Annotated in this window: 10 protein-coding genes; 2 read left to right on the forward strand and 8 right to left on the reverse strand. The window is 70.5% G+C overall.

Going from position 1 to position 15,855, the window contains the following annotated elements; genetic code table 11:
* Positions 1–44 precede the first annotated feature (44 nt).
* From Q664_RS24945 to Q664_RS24955, 3 genes are all read right to left on the reverse strand, one after another.
* Complete coding sequence (locus Q664_RS24945; RefSeq protein WP_052518631.1) at positions 45–701, reverse strand: serine/threonine protein kinase; 657 nt, start codon at positions 699–701, stop codon at positions 45–47.
* 275 nt (positions 702–976) lie between these two features.
* Positions 977–1,384, reverse strand: a complete 408-nt coding sequence (locus Q664_RS24950; RefSeq protein WP_043400700.1) for a response regulator — start codon at positions 1,382–1,384, stop codon at positions 977–979.
* Between the two features lie 276 nt (positions 1,385–1,660).
* Complete coding sequence (locus Q664_RS24955; RefSeq protein WP_160174492.1) at positions 1,661–3,625, reverse strand: PAS domain-containing protein; 1,965 nt, start codon at positions 3,623–3,625, stop codon at positions 1,661–1,663.
* 531 nt (positions 3,626–4,156) lie between these two features.
* Here Q664_RS24955 and Q664_RS24960 point away from each other — a divergent pair.
* A complete protein-coding gene (locus tag Q664_RS24960; protein WP_043400655.1) occupies positions 4,157–4,837 on the forward strand; it encodes a response regulator transcription factor in 681 nt (226 codons plus the stop codon).
* Between the two features lie 73 nt (positions 4,838–4,910).
* Here Q664_RS24960 and Q664_RS24965 read toward each other — a convergent pair whose 3' ends face one another.
* From Q664_RS24965 to Q664_RS24985, 5 genes are all read right to left on the reverse strand, one after another.
* Positions 4,911–5,309 carry a response regulator gene (locus tag Q664_RS24965; protein WP_043400656.1) on the reverse strand — a complete coding sequence of 133 codons (399 nt, stop codon included), beginning with the start codon at positions 5,307–5,309 and terminating at the stop codon, positions 4,911–4,913.
* Positions 5,302–8,241 (reverse strand): response regulator, encoded by a 2,940-nt coding sequence (locus tag Q664_RS24970; RefSeq protein WP_043400657.1) that lies wholly within the window; start codon positions 8,239–8,241, stop codon positions 5,302–5,304. Before Q664_RS24970 ends, Q664_RS24965 begins: the two co-directional genes overlap by 8 nt.
* A gap of 3 nt (positions 8,242–8,244) precedes the next feature.
* Complete coding sequence (locus Q664_RS24975) at positions 8,245–9,408, reverse strand: FIST signal transduction protein (protein ID WP_043400658.1); 1,164 nt, start codon at positions 9,406–9,408, stop codon at positions 8,245–8,247.
* Between the two features lie 32 nt (positions 9,409–9,440).
* Positions 9,441–11,258: a cytochrome c3 family protein gene (locus Q664_RS24980; RefSeq protein WP_043400660.1), complete on the reverse strand. Its 1,818-nt coding sequence runs from the start codon at positions 11,256–11,258 to the stop codon at positions 9,441–9,443.
* Between the two features lie 297 nt (positions 11,259–11,555).
* The gene (locus Q664_RS24985; protein WP_052518633.1) at positions 11,556–12,527 is read right to left on the reverse strand and encodes a sensor histidine kinase; all 972 of its coding nucleotides are present in this window, start codon (positions 12,525–12,527) and stop codon (positions 11,556–11,558) included.
* A gap of 234 nt (positions 12,528–12,761) precedes the next feature.
* Between Q664_RS24985 and Q664_RS24990 the strand changes: the two genes are divergently transcribed.
* Complete coding sequence (locus Q664_RS24990; RefSeq protein WP_043400662.1) at positions 12,762–15,800, forward strand: helicase-related protein; 3,039 nt, start codon at positions 12,762–12,764, stop codon at positions 15,798–15,800.
* Positions 15,801–15,855: the final 55 nt, after the last annotated feature.

The following is a 15,855-nucleotide window of genomic DNA, read 5'->3' on the forward strand; positions in this document are numbered from 1 at the left end:
CTTCTTAAACAGCTTGTTGGCCCTTCCTCGGCGAAGAGATGGCCCTAAACGGACAGGATGCGGGCCGTCCACCCCCACAGGGGGCGGCGAGCCCGCAAATGCCTAGATTCACAGACTCTTCCGCTGCGCGCCCAAATGGCGTGAGCCGAAAACGGCCTACCTGCTGGGGCGGAATCACGACTGTCGACGGCAGCCGCCGCATGCGCGGCAGCGTGGCGCGGCCCTCCAGGTGGCCCACCCCGAAGTCCACCCACACCGGCTTGCCGTCCGCCTCCCTCAACCAGCAGGTTGTCCGGTTTGATGTCACGGTGCAGCACGCCCTGGCGGTGCACCACCGCGAGCGCCCGCGCCGCCTCCAGCATCAGCGTGGCGCCCGTGCGTGCCGAGGGGTTGTGCTCCAGCGCATGCCCCAGCAGCGTCCGCCCCTTCACGTACTCCATGACGAGGTAGAAGTAGCCCTCCTCCGGGTACGGCCAGCGCCCATGGCCCAGCACCCTCACCACGTTGGGGTGCTCCAGGTGGCGGAGGATATCCAGCTCCAGCTCGCCCGAGTGGCTCACCGGCAGCGAGCGGAAGAACTTGAGCACATAGGAGCGGCCCTCCCACCCGGCCAGGAAGACGTGGCCCTGGCCGCCCTGGCCCAGCGGGCCCACCACGCGGTACTGGCCCACCGCTTCATCGGGCTGGGGCAGTCTGTACACCCACGCTCTCCTCACTGGAGCTACCTCCGAGGTTCGGAGGCTAACATGACTCGTTGGCTCCTCCTCCGCTCCCGGCGCCCGGGCAGCCAGTCCCGGCCTGATGTCCACCGAGCCTGAAAACAGGGCGGGGCACTCCCCAGGTGTAGATATCTACACCTGGACCGGCTGGCGGGCCGAAAAGCCGCTCGTTGACGCTCAGTGGAGAGGGGGCGGCACGGGCGGCTGGAGGGGGACACACCGCCTGAGTCCCCGTGCGCGCGTACGACGCGGGAGGCCTAGCGGGCTCCCGCCGCCGGCAGCCGGCTCTTCTTGTAGATGCTGATCAACTTCCTCGCCAACGACTCGCCCTGGGTGCTCTTGCTGATGTAGCCGTCCGCTCCCGAGGCCAGCGCCAGCGAGCGCAGCTTGGACTCGTCCGACGCCGAATACAGGATGAACCTCGTGGTGGCCGGCGCCTGGTTGCGCGCCAACGCCAGCACCTTGTCCCCGCTGAGCGCCGGAATGTTCACGTCCAACAGCACCAGATCCGGCTCCGCGTGGCGCACCAGGTTGGACACCCCCAGCGAGGAGCGGTGCGTCCGCACCTCGAAGCCGTAGGCGTGCAACGACCTCTCCAGCAACATCAGCTGATCCACATCATCGTCCACCACGAGGACACGAATCTTGTTCTCGCTCTCGGACATGGGCTCCCCTTGGATGCGTGGCAGGATGATCTCCAGGATACCGCCTCGCACCTCCCCTGGGAGGCCCACCCCCCTTCCCGGAAGCCACCAAGGCCACAATTCAGGCCTCCACAGCCCGGCGAGATGTGCAAAGCCGGTAAGACTCCTTGGGCCTGGGTCCAGTGAGCCACGCAAAGCCCGGAAGACGACAGTGCGGGCGGAGCCGCTCTTCCGCTCGGCGGCCCGCGCCTATGGGTCCCCGAACGCGAGGGCGGCGAGTCCGTGGAATGAGGGGGCTCACGCGCGCCGGGGCACCACCCGCGGCAACTGGACGGTGAACACCGTGCCCTCCTCGCGCGTCGAGCGCACCTCGACGCCGCCCCCGTGCGCGGTGGCGATCTGCTGGACGATGTAGAGCCCCAGCCCCAGTCCGGACGTGGAGCCGCTGCCGCGCGTCTGTCCCCGGCGGAAGGGCTCGAACAGGCCGGGCAGCGCCTCCGCGGGAATGGGCTCGCCCAGGTTGCGCACCTCGAGCCGCACCCGCGCTCCCTCTCCGTCCAGGGCCAGCGTGATGGGTGTGCCCTCGGGGCTGTAGTCCACGGCGTTGCGCAGCAGGTTGCCGAGCAGCTGCGCGAGCCGGTCCTGATCCCACTCGCCCCGCAGGTCGCCCCGGGCCTCCAGCCGCAGCTCGCGCGCCGGGTGGGCCACCTCCAGCTCGCTCACCACCCGCCGCCCCAGCGGGCCCAGGTCGCAAGGGGCCGGCGAGATGGGAATGCCTCCGCCCAGCCGCCCGCGCGTCAGGTCCAGCAGATCGCCGATCATCCGCGTCATCTGCTCGGCGTTGAGGGAGATGCGCTGGGCCAGCCGCAGCGCCCGCTCCGGCAGCGCCTCCTGGCGCAGCAGCATCGTGGCCGACAGGGTGATGATGCTCAGGGGGTTGCGCAGATCATGGCTGACGATGCCGAGGAAGCGCTCGCGGAACTCGGCCGTCTGGCGCAGCCGCTCCTCGAAGCGCTTGAGGTCGGTGATGTTCACCACCGCCACGGCCACCAGGATGGGGCGGCCCTCGCCATCCTTCACCGGGGCGTAGCTCACCAGGTAGTGCTCCGACTCTCCCTTCCGGAGAGGGGAGGGAGCGATGAGCTCCGTGTTGAGCTGCGGCTCGCCGGTCTCCAGGATGCGCCGGTAGATGGGCGCGACGTGGGGGGCGATGTCCGGGACGACCTCCCAGAGGGTGCGCCCGAGCGTCTGTTCCACGGAGACGCCGTTGAGGGCGGCCAGGGTGGGGTTGATGCGGATGTAGCGCAGGTCCCTGTCCAGGAAGGACAGGCCCACCGGCGCGGTGGTCAGCAGCGTGTCCAACAAGGCCAGGGCCTCCTCGCGCTCCTGGGACAGGGCCCGGCGCAGCGCGATGTCCCGCGCGGAGAACACCGCCCCCGCCGGAGTGCCATCGGGCCCTCGCAAGGGCCGGGCGGTGACGGAGACGGGCAGCCGCGTTCCATCCGGCCGGTGGAGCCACAGCAGCTCGTCGCGCACCTGCTCGCCCTGGAGCGCGCGGTAGAGCGGTACCCGCTCCAGGGGCAACGGGTGGCCCTCCTCGTTGGACAGGCCGTACGTCTCCACCCATTCCTTCGGGCCCACCTCCTTCAAGGGCATGCCATGCTGGCGCTCGGCCTCCGGGTTGAAGAGGCGCAGCACGCCCCGGGCATCCGCCACGATGATGGCGTCGCCACTCTGCGAGATGACGCCCTCCAGCACGGCCCGCTGGCGCTCGGCCTCGGCGCGGGCGGCGCGCTCGCGCTCCAGCAGCGCCGAGCGCTCCTCCTCCGCCTCGCGGCGCTCCTCTTCCCGGCCGCGCTCGGAGTCGGCGACGGCATCCCCCATGGCGAGGTCCAGGCCGCGGTGCAGGGCGCGCTGCTCGGCGACGGCGAGCACGCCGCCGCTCTCCTCCAGCAGCCCGAGGATGCAGTCGCGCACGATGCCGTACTCGCGGACGATCTGCGTGACGTCGTAGCCGAGCGCTTGCCGCTGGGCCCGGTGCTCCCGTGCCGTCTGGCGCATCTGCCCGTGAATCCTGGCCGGGGACTCGTCGCTGGCGGGGGCGTTCAGCAGCTCGTACAGCTCGTCGAGCAGTTGGGGGAGTGTGTCGCGGATGACGGAGCGTGGCTGCCCGTCCACGGGGAAATGGGTCCGCACCTCGCGCTCGAACCGCTGGAGGATGTCCTCCCGCCGGGTGGCGAGGAGGTCGGCCAATGCACCCATGGACGTACAGCTAGACACGGTGGCGGCTCGCATGCCAGTGCGGCCCCCGTCTTCCTGACGGGCACTGAGCAGGGTTCCCGGGTTCCACTGCTCCTTCCAGGGCGAGGTCATGGTTCCAAATGGAGGTGTGCTCGGTCAGCGGCGGTTCCTGCTGGCTGTCCTCGCGGTGGAGGCGGCGCGCCAGGTCGATTCCGGGCCGGGGTTGCCGGGGCCGAGCGCCTCGGCGGCGATGGCGACGGAGCTCGGCGTCCCGGAAGATCGACCAGCCCCTGGCTCCCCCTGCTCCCGCGCAGCCGTGAGCTGCTGGTGAAGCAGATGGGCCGCGTCCGCCTCCGCCTCCCCGATTCCCTGGCGCTCGCCTGGTAGACAGCCCTCCCCGCGAGCGGGCTTGGATGTCCAGTCCCAGGGACGCATCTGCCTCCTGGAGGACACCCCCGCGGAACAGGGTCACTCCAGAGTTGCATGGCCGAGTCTAGAATCCCCTCGGAGCGCAGCGGGTTGAGTAGAGGGTTGGGACGAGAGGAGTCTCCTATGACGGGGCAGATTCGGATCGGCATCCTGGAGGACCAGCAGATCTTCCGTGAGAGCCTCATCACGCTCTTCCAGGGTGCGGGCATGGCCGTGGTGGCCCAGGGGCGGGATGCCGAGGGCTTCCTCGCCCAGGTGCGGGAGGTGAAGCCGGATGTGGTGGTGGTGGACATCCGGCTCGAGCGCCCGGACAGCCTGGAGGTGGGCGATGGCGTGAAGGTGGTGGAGGCGCTGCGAGAGCAGCTGCCGCGGACCCGCGCGCTGGTGCTGTCGTCCTTCCGGGAGCTGCCGGTGATGGAGCGCTGCTTCAGGGCTGGGGCCGCCGGTTTCCTGAGCAAGCTCACCGTGACCAGCGAGGAGCTGGTCACCGCCGTGGAGCAGGTGGCTCGGGGCGAGTGGGTGGTCCCCGCGGACTTCATGAGCCCGGTGGCCGCCGCGCACACCGAGCGTCCCGCCACCCCGGTGGACCGTCTCACGCTGCGCGAGCGCGAGGTGCTGGGACTGGTGGCCTCTGGCGCGGACAACCTGCAGATCTCCGCCCGGCTGGGCATCACCGAGCGCACCGTGAAGGCGCACGTGTCCAACCTCTACCGCAAGCTGGGCGTGCAGAACCGCGTGGAGATGGCGATGATGGCCTACCAGACGGGCCTCTCCCACCCAGCGGACACGCAGCACCACCCGTAGCGCGCCGGGGCTCCGTCTGTCCAATGTCCCCCTGGCCGGGGCAGGGCTGTCCCACTCCGCCCCGGCCGATTCTTCACGCGGGGACGGTCTGGTCCTTGTCGCGGAAGGCGGTGAGCCGCTGGATGAGCTCCGTTCCCTGGACGCTCTTGGAGAGGTAGCCATCCGCGCCGGAGGCCCGCGCGAGCGAGCGCAGCTTGGACTCATCCGAGGCCGAATAGAGGATGAACTTGGTGGTGCGTGGCGCATAGCGGCGGGCCAGGCTCACCACCTGGTCGCCCTTGAGCGCGGGGAAGTTCACGTCCAGCAACACCAGGTCCGGCTCCCCGTTGCGCACGAGGTTCGACACGCCCAGCGCCGAGTGGTGCGTCTGCACCTCGAAGTGGGGCGACAGGGTGCGGCGGACGAGCTCCAGCAGGTCCGGATCGTCGTCCACCACGAGGACGCGGACCTTGGTGACAGCTCCCTCAGCCATGACTTCTCCCGAGATGTTGGCGAATGGTCTCGAGCAGCTGGTCGCGGTCGAGAGGCTTGGTGAGGTACCCGTTGCAGCCGGCGGCCGAGGCCTTCTCCTGGTATTCGCGCCCGGCGTGGGCGGTGACGGCGATGACGGGAATGGAGGCCGCCGCGGGCAGCTGGCGCAGGCGGCGGGTGGCCTCCCAGCCGTCCAGGCGCGGCAGGGACAGGTCCATGAGGATGAGGTCCGGCGTCTCGCGGGTGGCCCGCTCCACGCCCGTCTCCCCGTCCTCGGCCTCCAGCACCTCGAAGAGGCCGCCGAGGTAGCGCCGGACGATGTCGCGGTTCTGCGGATTGTCCTCGATGTAGAGGACGCGCTGCAGGCGGCCGGCGCGCTGGGCGCTCTGCTTGAGGAGCAGGCCCTTGGCCTGGCCGATGACCTCCTCCAGCGCATGGCCGCCCTTCTGGACGAAGCCGGCGAAGCCGTCGCGCAGCACGGCCTGCTCCTCGCTGGAGAGCGTCTTGCCGGTGAGCACCACCACCGGGACGTGGAGCTTCTCGGCGCGCAGGCGGCGCAGCACCTCGAAGCCGTCCAGGTTGGGCATCATCAAATCCAGCACCACCAGGGTGGGCGGGGAGACGCGGGCCTTGAGCAGGGCGTCCTCGCCGTTGTGGGCCTCGTTGGTGGAGAAGCCCGCGCGGCGCAGGGAGCGGCTGACGAGCTCGCGCGTGGAGGCATCGTCGTCCACCACCAGCACCTCGCCCGCGCTGGTGGCCCCGCCGATGTTGCGGCGCACCACGTCCACCAGGTGCTCGGGCTCCACGGGCTTGATGAGGTACTCGCACGCGCCCAGCGAGTAGCCGCGCGCGCGCTGCTCCTCCACGGAGATGATGATGACGGGGATGCGCGCCAGGTCCGGCTCGCTCTTGAGGGTGGACAGCACGCTCCAGCCGTCCAGGCGCGGCAGGTAGATGTCCAGCACGATGGCGTGCGGGCGGAGCTCCCTCGCCTTCTTGAGCGCCTCCATCCCGTCCGACGCCGACACCACGGTGAAGCCCGCGGGCACGAGCTGTCCGGCCACCAGGTGCTGCACGAGTGGATCATCATCCACCACCAGCACGGTGCCGCCCTGCACCCGGGACGCGAGTGTGTCTCCCACGTCCGGGGCCACCGGCTTGTCCAGCTCGCGCGAGGTGCCCAGGGCCTCGCCCTCGAGGATGCCGGTCAGCCGCACCATGAAGGTGGTGCCGCGGCCCAGGGTGCTCCGCACCTCCACGCCGCCGCCGAGCACCTTGCTCAGCTCCTTGACGATGGCCAGCCCCAGCCCGGTGCCCCCCACCTTGCGCGTGGTGGAGCCGTCCACCTGGCGGAACTTCTCGAAGATGAAGGTCAGCTGGTCCGGCGGAATGCCGATACCGGTGTCCTCGATGACGAAGACGGCCTCGGTGCCCTCCACCCGCGCGGTGAGCGACACCTCGCCGGACTCGGTGAACTTGGCCGCGTTGGACAGCAGGTTGAGCAGGATTTGCCGCAGCTTCAGCGCGTCCGTGCGCACGTACGCCATGCGCTCGTCGATGTCCGTGCGCAGCTCGACGTCCTTGCCCTTGAGGTACTCCTTCACCGTGGCCGTGCACTCCTCGGCCAGCTCCCGCATGTCCACCCGCTCCACCACGACTTCCGCCCGGCCCGCCTCGATTTTCGACAGGTCGAGGATGTCGTTGATGAGCGCCAGCAGCGTCTGCGCGTTCTTCTTCACCACGTTGAGATCTCGCCGGCCGTGGGGGGTGAGCCGGCTGCCCTCCTCGCGCATGAGCAGGTCGCAGTAGCCGATGATGCCGTTGAGCGGCGTGCGGATTTCATGGCTGAAGTTGGCGAGGAACTCGCTCTTGAGGCGGGCGGCGGCCTCGGCCTCGCGGGCGCGCTCCTCCTCGTTGCGCTTGGCCAGGGACAGCTCCGTGGCCAGCCGGTCCAGGTCCTCGTTCTGCTGGCGGATGATCTCCATCTGCAGGGCGCGCTGCTGGTAGCTGGCCAGCGTGCGCGCGGACACGGCGCGGCTCTTCTTGAGCTCCTCCAGGTTCTCCGCCAGGCGCTTGTTGGACTCCTCCAGCTCGGCCTTGGACTTGCGCAGGTCCTCCTCGGCGGCCTTGCGCTCGGTGACGTCCTCGGTGATGCCCAGCACGTAGCGGGCCTCGCCGTTGTCATCCAGCAGCGGCAGCTTGCGGGTGGCGTAGATGCGGTCCACCCCGTTGGTGCGCGCCACCTCCTCGAAGGCCTTGAGCCGCTTCGTCTCGAGGATTTCGGTGTCGATGGCCACGAAGGAGTCGGCCTGCTCCGGCGGGAAGTAGTCGTGGTCCAGCTTGCCGAGCAGCCACTGCTTGGTGACGCCGAAGGCATCGGCGAACGTCTTGTTGGCCACCTGGAGCCGGCGCTCCTCGGCGTCCTTCACGAAGAGGACGAAGGGGAGGTTGTCCACAATCCGCTCCAGCAGCCAGCGCGAGCGCTCCTGCTTCTTCTCGGCCTCCTGGTGCTGGCGGCGCTCGACGACGCGCTGGAGCTCGCGGCGGATGACGGGGACGAGCACCTCCAGGCGCTCCGGGTCGATGTAGCTGGCGGCGCCGCTCTCCTCCATGGCGGCGAGCATCTCCGCGTCGTCCCACTTCGAGGGGATGACGAGGAAGGTGAGCTGGGGCGCCTTCTCGCGCAGCAGGGGCGCGGCCTCGCGGAAGCCCAGCCCCGGCAGCTCCGCGCCGCACACGGCCAGCTCCCAGGGCGAGTCCAGCGCCGTGGCCAGCTCCTCGCGCGAGGACACTCTCCGCGCGGTCACCTTCAGCTCCGCGCGCCGCAGCCGCTCCAGGACGCGGGTGCACTCGGCCTCGCCCCCGATGAGGAGCAGCCGGGGCGTCTCATTTCCCGGTACCACGGCGGGCACCGCCGGAGCCGGAGCGCTCATGTGTCAGTTTCCCCCGAACGCCAGGACCGTCAGCGTCGTGTTGATGTGGAACCCCGAGTAGATCTCGAAGTGCACATTCATTCCAGCCGCCACGGGTGCGTGGCGCAAGGTCTCTGCCAATTGCGCGACGGTGCCGGTCGAGCTGGCGTACCACATACGCCCACTGCAATGGAAAAGCAGGGAGGCCTGGGGATTGGGGACGCGGCGGGGCAGCTCCTCCTGGAAGAAGGAGCGGGTGAGGCCGGCCATGTCTCCCATCTTCATCAGCTCCAGCTCGGTGCCCTCCTCCAGGAGGTTGGCGAAGAGGATGGAGCCATCGGGCAGGGGCTTCCAGGGGGAGCGGATGAAGTACTCGCGGCCCACCTTGAGGGCGGTGGGGTGGACGGCGAAGCCCCGGGGCTTGCCGAACTCCAGCTCGTCCACCGGGACTCCCAGCAGGTCCGCGTAGCGCTCGGCCGCCGGCTTGCCGTCGATCTCCAGGGCGCGGGTGGCGCTGTCGTCCACGCGGGTGATGGTGAGGCGCTCGCCGGTGGGCAGGTACCAGTGCGAGCGCAGGGCGGCCCAGGGCGCGCTCGTCTTGAAGAGGGCCACCAGCACGGCGTCGGTGGCCACCTCGCCGTCCACGTGGAGCAGGGCGGACTGCCTGGTGGGGTCCTGCTCGTGGTCCGCGGCGCCACCGCCCACCAGCACCAGCGTCTGGTTCTTCTCGAGGATGCCGAGCAGCAACTCCTCCTTCTTGTAGCGGAAGCCGTCGTCGATCACGAGGCCCACGTACTGGCGCGGGTCGAGGTCCTGCTGGCGCACGCCCAGGTCCTGCGCGGCGCGTTTGATGGCGGTGGCCCCGGCGCCCACGGCGTCCACGGACAGGCCGGTGCCCAGGCCCAGGCCCACCTCGAAGTCACCGGAGAGCGCGCCCAGCACCACGCTGCCAGTGTGGATGCCCTGGTTGTCCAGCTCCCCCGCGGTGGTGGCGCCCACCAGCCGCGTGCCCTTGGGCAGCCGCTCGCGCACGGCGCGGTTGAGGGCCAGTTGCTCCCTCTCCCGCGAGGCGAACAGGGTGACGAGCTTCGGTGTCTCTCCTCCCTGCAATTGCCCGAGGAGGTCCTCCGCGGCGGCGACGGGCTCGGACTGCGTGGTACGTGCCGTCTGCATCTTCACTCGAGCCAAGGAGGACCTCCGGGAGGCAGGGGAGTACGGCGTTAGAAGCCGCTCCCCGGGTGGGTTTTGTGGCAGGCGCCGGTGCACTGCTGGAAGGACTCGCGCCCGCCGCCGACGTACATGCTCTCGATGGGACCGAACCGCGCCACGTGCGAGTCGGGGTAGCTCTTGTGGCACGAGAGGCAGGCGGCCTTGCTGGTGCGCTGCGTGCTCTCCTTCGTCAGGTGGCAGGTGGCGCACTGCTCCTTGGGCGCGTCGAAGCGGTCCGAGCGCGAGTGGATGAAGTGGGTGCGCACCACGATGGGGCCCTCGAGCTCGAAGCCCAGCGGGGCATGGCAGGCGGCGCACCCGGCGCGGTTGTCGTTGCCGTGCAGCACCTTGGTGAACTCACCGCCGTCGGTGTGGCACGTCTTGCAGGAGCCCGTGGTGAGGTGGGCCTGGGTGCGCGCGGGGTTGCCCACCTGGATCTCGATGGTGCGGCTGGCGGGGACGTCCTCGCCCAGGTAGACGCGGCGGCCCTTCACCGTCACCAGGTAGGTGCCGGGCTCGGCGTTGGCCGGAATCTGGTACGTCCACGAGGTGCTCACCGGCGCGTCCCAGCCCCCCTGCTCCGGGAAGAAGGCGCCGCCGAAGAGCTTGTTGGACGGCGGGAAGGTCTGGAACTGGGCGTAGACGCCGTCGCGCTCGAAGGTGCCGATGGTCTGCACGTCCTCCGGGCCGAGGAACGCGTCCAGCTCCACGATGCTGCGGATGGGTTGGATGCGCTGGGCGGGTCCGATGATCTGCGTCATCAGCATGCGCTCCCGGTGCTTGCGGCGGTAGTACGTGGCGGAGGGGTCGATGAAGGCGAAGGCCCGGTAGTACTGGATGCCGGGCTCATTCTGCCCGAAAGTCACCTCGTTGTAGGAGGGCATGCTGCCCTCCGCGTGGAGGCGCTTGCCGGCGCCGTCCCGCAGCGCCATCTGGAAGGTGACGGCCGAGCCGGGCGCGTAGGTGCCATCCGCGCGCGCCGGGGTGACGGCCTTCACGTCGATGGAGAAGCCATACGCGTAGGTGGGCCGGGCCACCTGCTCCACGGGGATGGTGTACGGGGCGCCGGGGCGCAGCGACCAGTCCAGCTTCAGGGCCCGGGTGTCCGCCGAGAGCGTGAAGGCGGTGGCGCCGCTCCGGGCGTTGCGCACCTCGACGAGCGCCTCCTCGGAGAAGCTCTTCGCGCCGCGGCAGTCCGTGGCGGTGCGGCAGTCGTTCGTCCACTGGATGGCGCGCAGACGGCGGATGAAGAAGTCGTCGTTGGACTTGAAACGGTCATCCTTGCCGAGCTGCAGGCTGATGGTCTTGCCCGTGGGGCGGCCCCGCGCGTCCACGGGCTGCACGGTGAAGACACTCGGCTGCTCCATCCACTGCGCATCGCGGTAGAAGCGGCGGCGGGTGAAGGTTCCGTCCGGGTTGGCCAGGGGGATGGACTCCTCGTCCGCCAGCCGCACGCCCTGCCAGGGCAACTGCGCGAAGTCCCCCGTGCGCCGCAGGCCGTCCACGCCCTCGTCCCGCGTGGCCGTGAGGGAGGCGCGCAGATCAATCTGGTTGATGAAGAAGCTCTGCCCGGCCTTCACCTTGAGCGGGATGCCGGTGCCGCCATCCACCTCGAGCGCCAGTCCGACCGGAGCGGCGGCCGGGCCCGGGCGCGCCTCCGCGGCCTGCGTGAGGGCCTGGCTCAGGCTCGTGGGCTCCTCCGGGGGGGCCACCTGCTCCGCGCAGCCTCCCGCGAGCAGGGCGAGAGCCATGAACCACCACCCCTTCCCACGACCCGGGTTGCGGACAGACGGCTGCGACGGCACGTAGAGTGCTCCCATTCCGCTCATGGCGGCCCCTCCTCTTGGCGCTTGGCCTCGGGCGAACCCACCCCCGGCCCTGGTTCTCGACACCGGCCTCCGCTCCCTACCTGTAAGGTGGGGGGCCGGTGCTGTCCCGGCTGCTCCCCGTCGGTCAGGGAACAACTCGATTCGAGCCACGACAGAATAAAGTGATTCGACCTGGAATTTCAACTTCTATGGGAATTATTCAGCTTCCCGTGAAGTCCACTTTTGGAGGGTTGGTGTGAGTCGTTGTGGGTGACGTGTGGGGTTGGGTGAGAGGAAGCGTCGCGTCACCCACGCGCCTCAGGACGGGGAGTGGAGGGAGGGCAGCTCGACGGTGAAGGTGGCGCCGTGGCCCGGGAGGCTGGAGACGTGGATGGTGCCGCCGTGGGCCTCGACGAGCTGGTGGACGATGTAGAGGCCGAGCCCGGTGCCGGGCCGTCCGGTGGCGCCCAGGCGCTCGAAGCGGCCGAAGAGGCGGCCCCGTGCGTCCGGAGGCAGGCCCATGCCGTGGTCCTTCACGGCGAGCCGGACGCGCTCCCCCTCGGCATGCACGTGCACCTCGACGGGCCGGCCCTGGCCGAACTTGAGGGCGTTGCTGAGCAGGTTGGTGGCCACGCGGTCCATGCGCTGGCGATCCCACCGGCCGCGCACGGGGCCGGGCGCGTGCACCACCAGGGTGCTGCCCGTGGCGGTGGCCTGGTCGGAGAAGCGCTCGGCCACCTCCCGGGCGAGGGCGGCCAGGTCCAGCTCCTCGAGCTCCAGGGGCAGCCGGTCGGCGGACAGGCGTGAGAGGTCCAGCAGATCATGCACCATCAGGCCCATGCGGCGCGCCTCGCGCTCGATGAGGGCGAGCCCCTCCTGGGCGTGGGGATTCTCGCGCGTCTGGGCGCGCAGCCGCTGCAGGCGCAACTGGAGCGCGAGCAGGGGATTGCCCAGGTCATGCGCGGCCACGCCCACCAGCTCGAGGGCTTCCTGCGCCTCGGCGCGCAGGCGCGCGTTCTCCCGGGCCAGCGCCTCCAGCCGGGGGTCCGGCCCGGAATCCGGTCCCTCCTCCGGCCCGGAAGCGTTCTGGCGCAGCGTCCAGCCCAGGGCGCACCCCACGGCCATCCCCACGAAGCCCGTCGCCATCACCAGCACGCGCAGCCCGCCCGCCTCCCCGCCCTGGGTGGGCAGGGGCGCGGGCGCCAGGAGCAGGTAGCCCACGAGGAGCAGGGCGAAGGCGAACAGGTTCACGCCCGCGCGAAGCGCGGCCGTTGGATGACGCGGCAGCATGTGGATCTCCCCCCCAGCGGCCCCGGACTCCGGCGCGCAGGTCGAGGCACCTTGCCTGGAGTGGGGGGGTGGAGGAATCGCCCGGATGGGCAGGGAGGTGTCGAATGGGTGACAGCGTCCCCGGCCCGGGGTACGAGGCCGGTCCTGAATTCGAGGGGTTCGCGGGATGGCCGAGGGGGCGGGCCGGGGTTATGAGCGAACCCCCTTTCCACTTTGGAGGGTCCGTTTCCGACCATGTCCTTCGTACCTGGCAACAAGGTCCGCTATCTCCCCCAGCCCGAGTGGGGCGTGGGGCATCTCCTGGAGCTGCAGGACGAGGGCGCCAAGGCGCTCGTCCTCTTTCCCGCCCGGACGGGAGAGCCGGTGCTGGTGTCCACCAAGGGTGGGGCGCTGGTGCACCACCAGTTGATGAAGGGCGAGCCCGTGCAGACGGCCAAGGGCCGGCGGGCCACGGTGCTGGGCGAGGAGGAGGGCGGCCGGGGGCTGCGCCGGTACGTCCTCCGCTACACGGACACGGGCGAGGAGGACGAGATGCCCGAGTCCGAGGTGCACGCGCTCGCGCCGCGCTCGGACCTGCTGTCCACGCTGCGCGAGGGGCGGGTGGGGGACGCGCGCGCCTTCACGCTGCGCAAGCAGGCGCTGGTGATGGACGACGAGCGGCGGTGTGACGCGCTGGGCGCGCTGCTGGCCAGCCGGGTGATGGTGAAGCCGCACCAGGTGGGCGTGGTGCAGCGCGTGCTGAGCGCGCGCCGGCCGCGCTTCGTGCTCGCCGACGAGGTGGGCCTCGGGAAGACGATTGAAGCGGGCATGGTGTTCAGCGCGCTGCGGCTGTCGGGCCTGGCCCGGCGGGTGCTGGTGGTGGCGCCGAGCCACCTGACGGTGCAGTGGCTGGTGGAGCTCTTCCACAAGTTCAACCAGCTCTTCACGCTGATGGACTCGGAGCGCTACGCGCAGTCGCTGAAGGAGATGCCGGGGGTGTCGCCGTGGGCGCGCTTCCCGCTGGTGGTGACGAGCCTGGAGATGTTGGCGCGCGGCGAGGAGCACCGGCGCTCGGTGGCGGGCGAGGACGCCTTCTGGGACCTGGTCATCATCGACGAGGCGCACCACCTCAAGGGCGAGAAGGCCTTCGAGGCGGCCGAGGCGCTGGCGGGCAACAGCTGGGGCCTGCTGCTGCTGACGGCCACGCCCATGCAGTTGGACCCCGCCGAGTACCACGGGCTGTTGACGCTCATCGACGCGTCCACGGCGCCCACGGTGAAGGGCTTCGAGCAGCGGCTGGCGCGGCAGGAGGAGCTGAGCGCGGCGGTGCGTGGGCTGTTGGAGGGCCAGGAGGCGGCGGGGGCGGTGAAGGCCCTGGCGGCGCGCTTCCCGGACGACGCGAAGCTGAAGTCGCTGAAGGACAAGGACGCGCTGCTGCAACACCTGGCGGAGACGTACAGCCTGTCGGATCGGCTGGTGCGCAACCGGCGCGCGGTGGTGGGCGGGTTCTCCACGCGGCGCCTGCACCGGCACCCGGTGAAGCTGTCGGCCGAGGAGCTGAAGACGCGGGACGCGGCGCTGGCGGCGCTGGCGGAGAGCAACCTGCGTGGCGCGCCGCTGGGCAACCTGCTGCGCCGGCTGGAGTCGAGCCCCGCGGCGTTCGGCGAGGCCCTGCGCACGAACAAGGCGCTGGCCGGCGTGGCGGGGAGCCTGAAGCTGCCCACGCGGGATGCGAAATTCGGCGCCTTCCTGGACGTGCTGCGCGGCCGCATCTGGGGCGCGGAGCCGGGCGCGAAGGTGCTCGTGTTCACGGAGAGCCGGGACACGCTGGAGGCGCTGCGCACGGAGCTGGGGCGCGAGGGCGTGGAGGCGCTCGCCTACCATGGAGACCTGCCCATGGTGGAGCGGGACCGGCAGGTGGCGCGCTTCCGGGACCCCGAGGGCCCCAAGGTGCTGCTGTGCACGGAGGTGGGCGGCGAGGGCCGCAACTTCCAGTTCGCGCACCACCTGGTGCACTACGATTTGCCCTGGAGCCCGTCCACGGTGGAGCAGCGCATTGGCCGCCTGGACCGTATCGGGCAGAACCACCCGGTGGAGATCCACGTGTTCGAGCCGGCGGGGACGCTGGCGTCGGACGTGTTGATGCTGCTGGCGGACGCGGTGGGCGTGTTCGGCGAGACGGTGGGGGGCCTGGACGCGGTGCTGGAGGAGGTGGAGGAGCGGCTGACGGAGATGGCGCTGCTGCCGCGCGAGTCGCGGGTGGCGTACGCCTCGGAGCTGAAGGAGCGGGTGGAGAAGGCGCGGGCGCAGGTGAAGCGCGCGTATGACCCGCTGCTGGACATCCGCTCGTTCGACAAGGACGCGGTGGCGCGGCTGGTGACGCGGGCGCAGGAGCGCATCGGGGTGGAGGCGGACGAGGAGGAGGAGCAGAGCCTCGAGGAGGGCCTGTGGAGCGTGGCGCGGGACCTGGATGAGAAGCTCGAGGAGACGGTGACGGAGCTGGCGCGGCGGGTGGGGATTGGCGTGGACACGGACGAGCAGGTGGATGCATTCCAGTGCGCGTTCCAGTTCGGCCATGCGTTGAAGGTGGAGGGCCTGCCGGGAATCGACATCAACGAGGACCGGACGGTGTTGGGCACCTTCTGGCGGGACACGGCGGTGGAGGCGGAGGAGCTGGAGTACTTCGCGACGGGCCACTCGATTGTCGAGGCGCTGTTCGGCTTCCTGCGGGACGGGCCGTACGGACGCAGCGGGGCGCGCTTCATCGAGAAGCGGGGGCCGCTGAAGGCGAAGGGGGTGGAGCTGCTCTACCACGTGCAGATGCCGGAGCCGGAGGACACGTCACCGGGAGCGCGGGTGCCGAGCCGGCAGATCGCCCGCTTCCTGGAGCGCACGCTGGTGCACGTGGCGGTGGTGGAGGGCCCCACGGGCCCGAAGGCGGACACGACGGTGCTGCCGGCGCTGGAGGCCGAGGGCAAGGGGTTGAAGGGCGACGAGTGGCTGCGCATCTTCCCGGGCTTCGGGGCCTTCGTGGAGCAGGGCATTCCGGTGGCGCAGAAGGCGGCCGAGGCGGAGATGGCGAAGCTGCAGACGCGGGCGCGCAAGGCGCTCGAAGCCGAGCGCGACGGCGCGCTGGAGCGGATGCGGTTGTCATTGACGCACCAGGGGCTGGACGCGGAGGCGGTGGAGGCGCAGTTGTCCGCGGAGCGCACGCACTACGAGCGGCTGCTGAAGGCGCTGGCGGGCGCGAAGGTGGTGCTCGACTCGGCGTGCGGCTTCGTCATCAACCGCTAGGTTGAACAAAGGCTGCTGAACCCTCTGCGGACCCTGGACTCCTCACTCCGCCCAT

Source organism: Archangium violaceum Cb vi76, assembly GCF_000733295.1.
GTDB classification, from domain to species: Bacteria; Myxococcota; Myxococcia; order Myxococcales; family Myxococcaceae; genus Archangium; species Archangium violaceum.

What these genes read in the sequence shown, in the direction of transcription:
- Q664_RS24950 (WP_043400700.1), bottom strand. Translation starts at nt 1,384, where the DNA reads ATGTCCGAGAGCGAGAACAAGATTCGTGTCCTCGTGGTGGACGATGAT.
- Q664_RS24980 (WP_043400660.1), bottom strand. Translation starts at nt 11,258, where the DNA reads ATGAGCGGAATGGGAGCACTCTACGTGCCGTCGCAGCCGTCTGTCCGC.
- Q664_RS24955 (WP_160174492.1), bottom strand. Translation starts at nt 3,625, where the DNA reads ATGGGTGCATTGGCCGACCTCCTCGCCACCCGGCGGGAGGACATCCTC.
- Q664_RS24990 (WP_043400662.1), top strand. Translation starts at nt 12,762, where the DNA reads ATGTCCTTCGTACCTGGCAACAAGGTCCGCTATCTCCCCCAGCCCGAG.
- Q664_RS24960 (WP_043400655.1), top strand. Translation starts at nt 4,157, where the DNA reads ATGACGGGGCAGATTCGGATCGGCATCCTGGAGGACCAGCAGATCTTC.
- Q664_RS24965 (WP_043400656.1), bottom strand. Translation starts at nt 5,309, where the DNA reads ATGGCTGAGGGAGCTGTCACCAAGGTCCGCGTCCTCGTGGTGGACGAC.
- Q664_RS24970 (WP_043400657.1), bottom strand. Translation starts at nt 8,241, where the DNA reads ATGAGCGCTCCGGCTCCGGCGGTGCCCGCCGTGGTACCGGGAAATGAG.
- Q664_RS24985 (WP_052518633.1), bottom strand. Translation starts at nt 12,527, where the DNA reads ATGCTGCCGCGTCATCCAACGGCCGCGCTTCGCGCGGGCGTGAACCTG.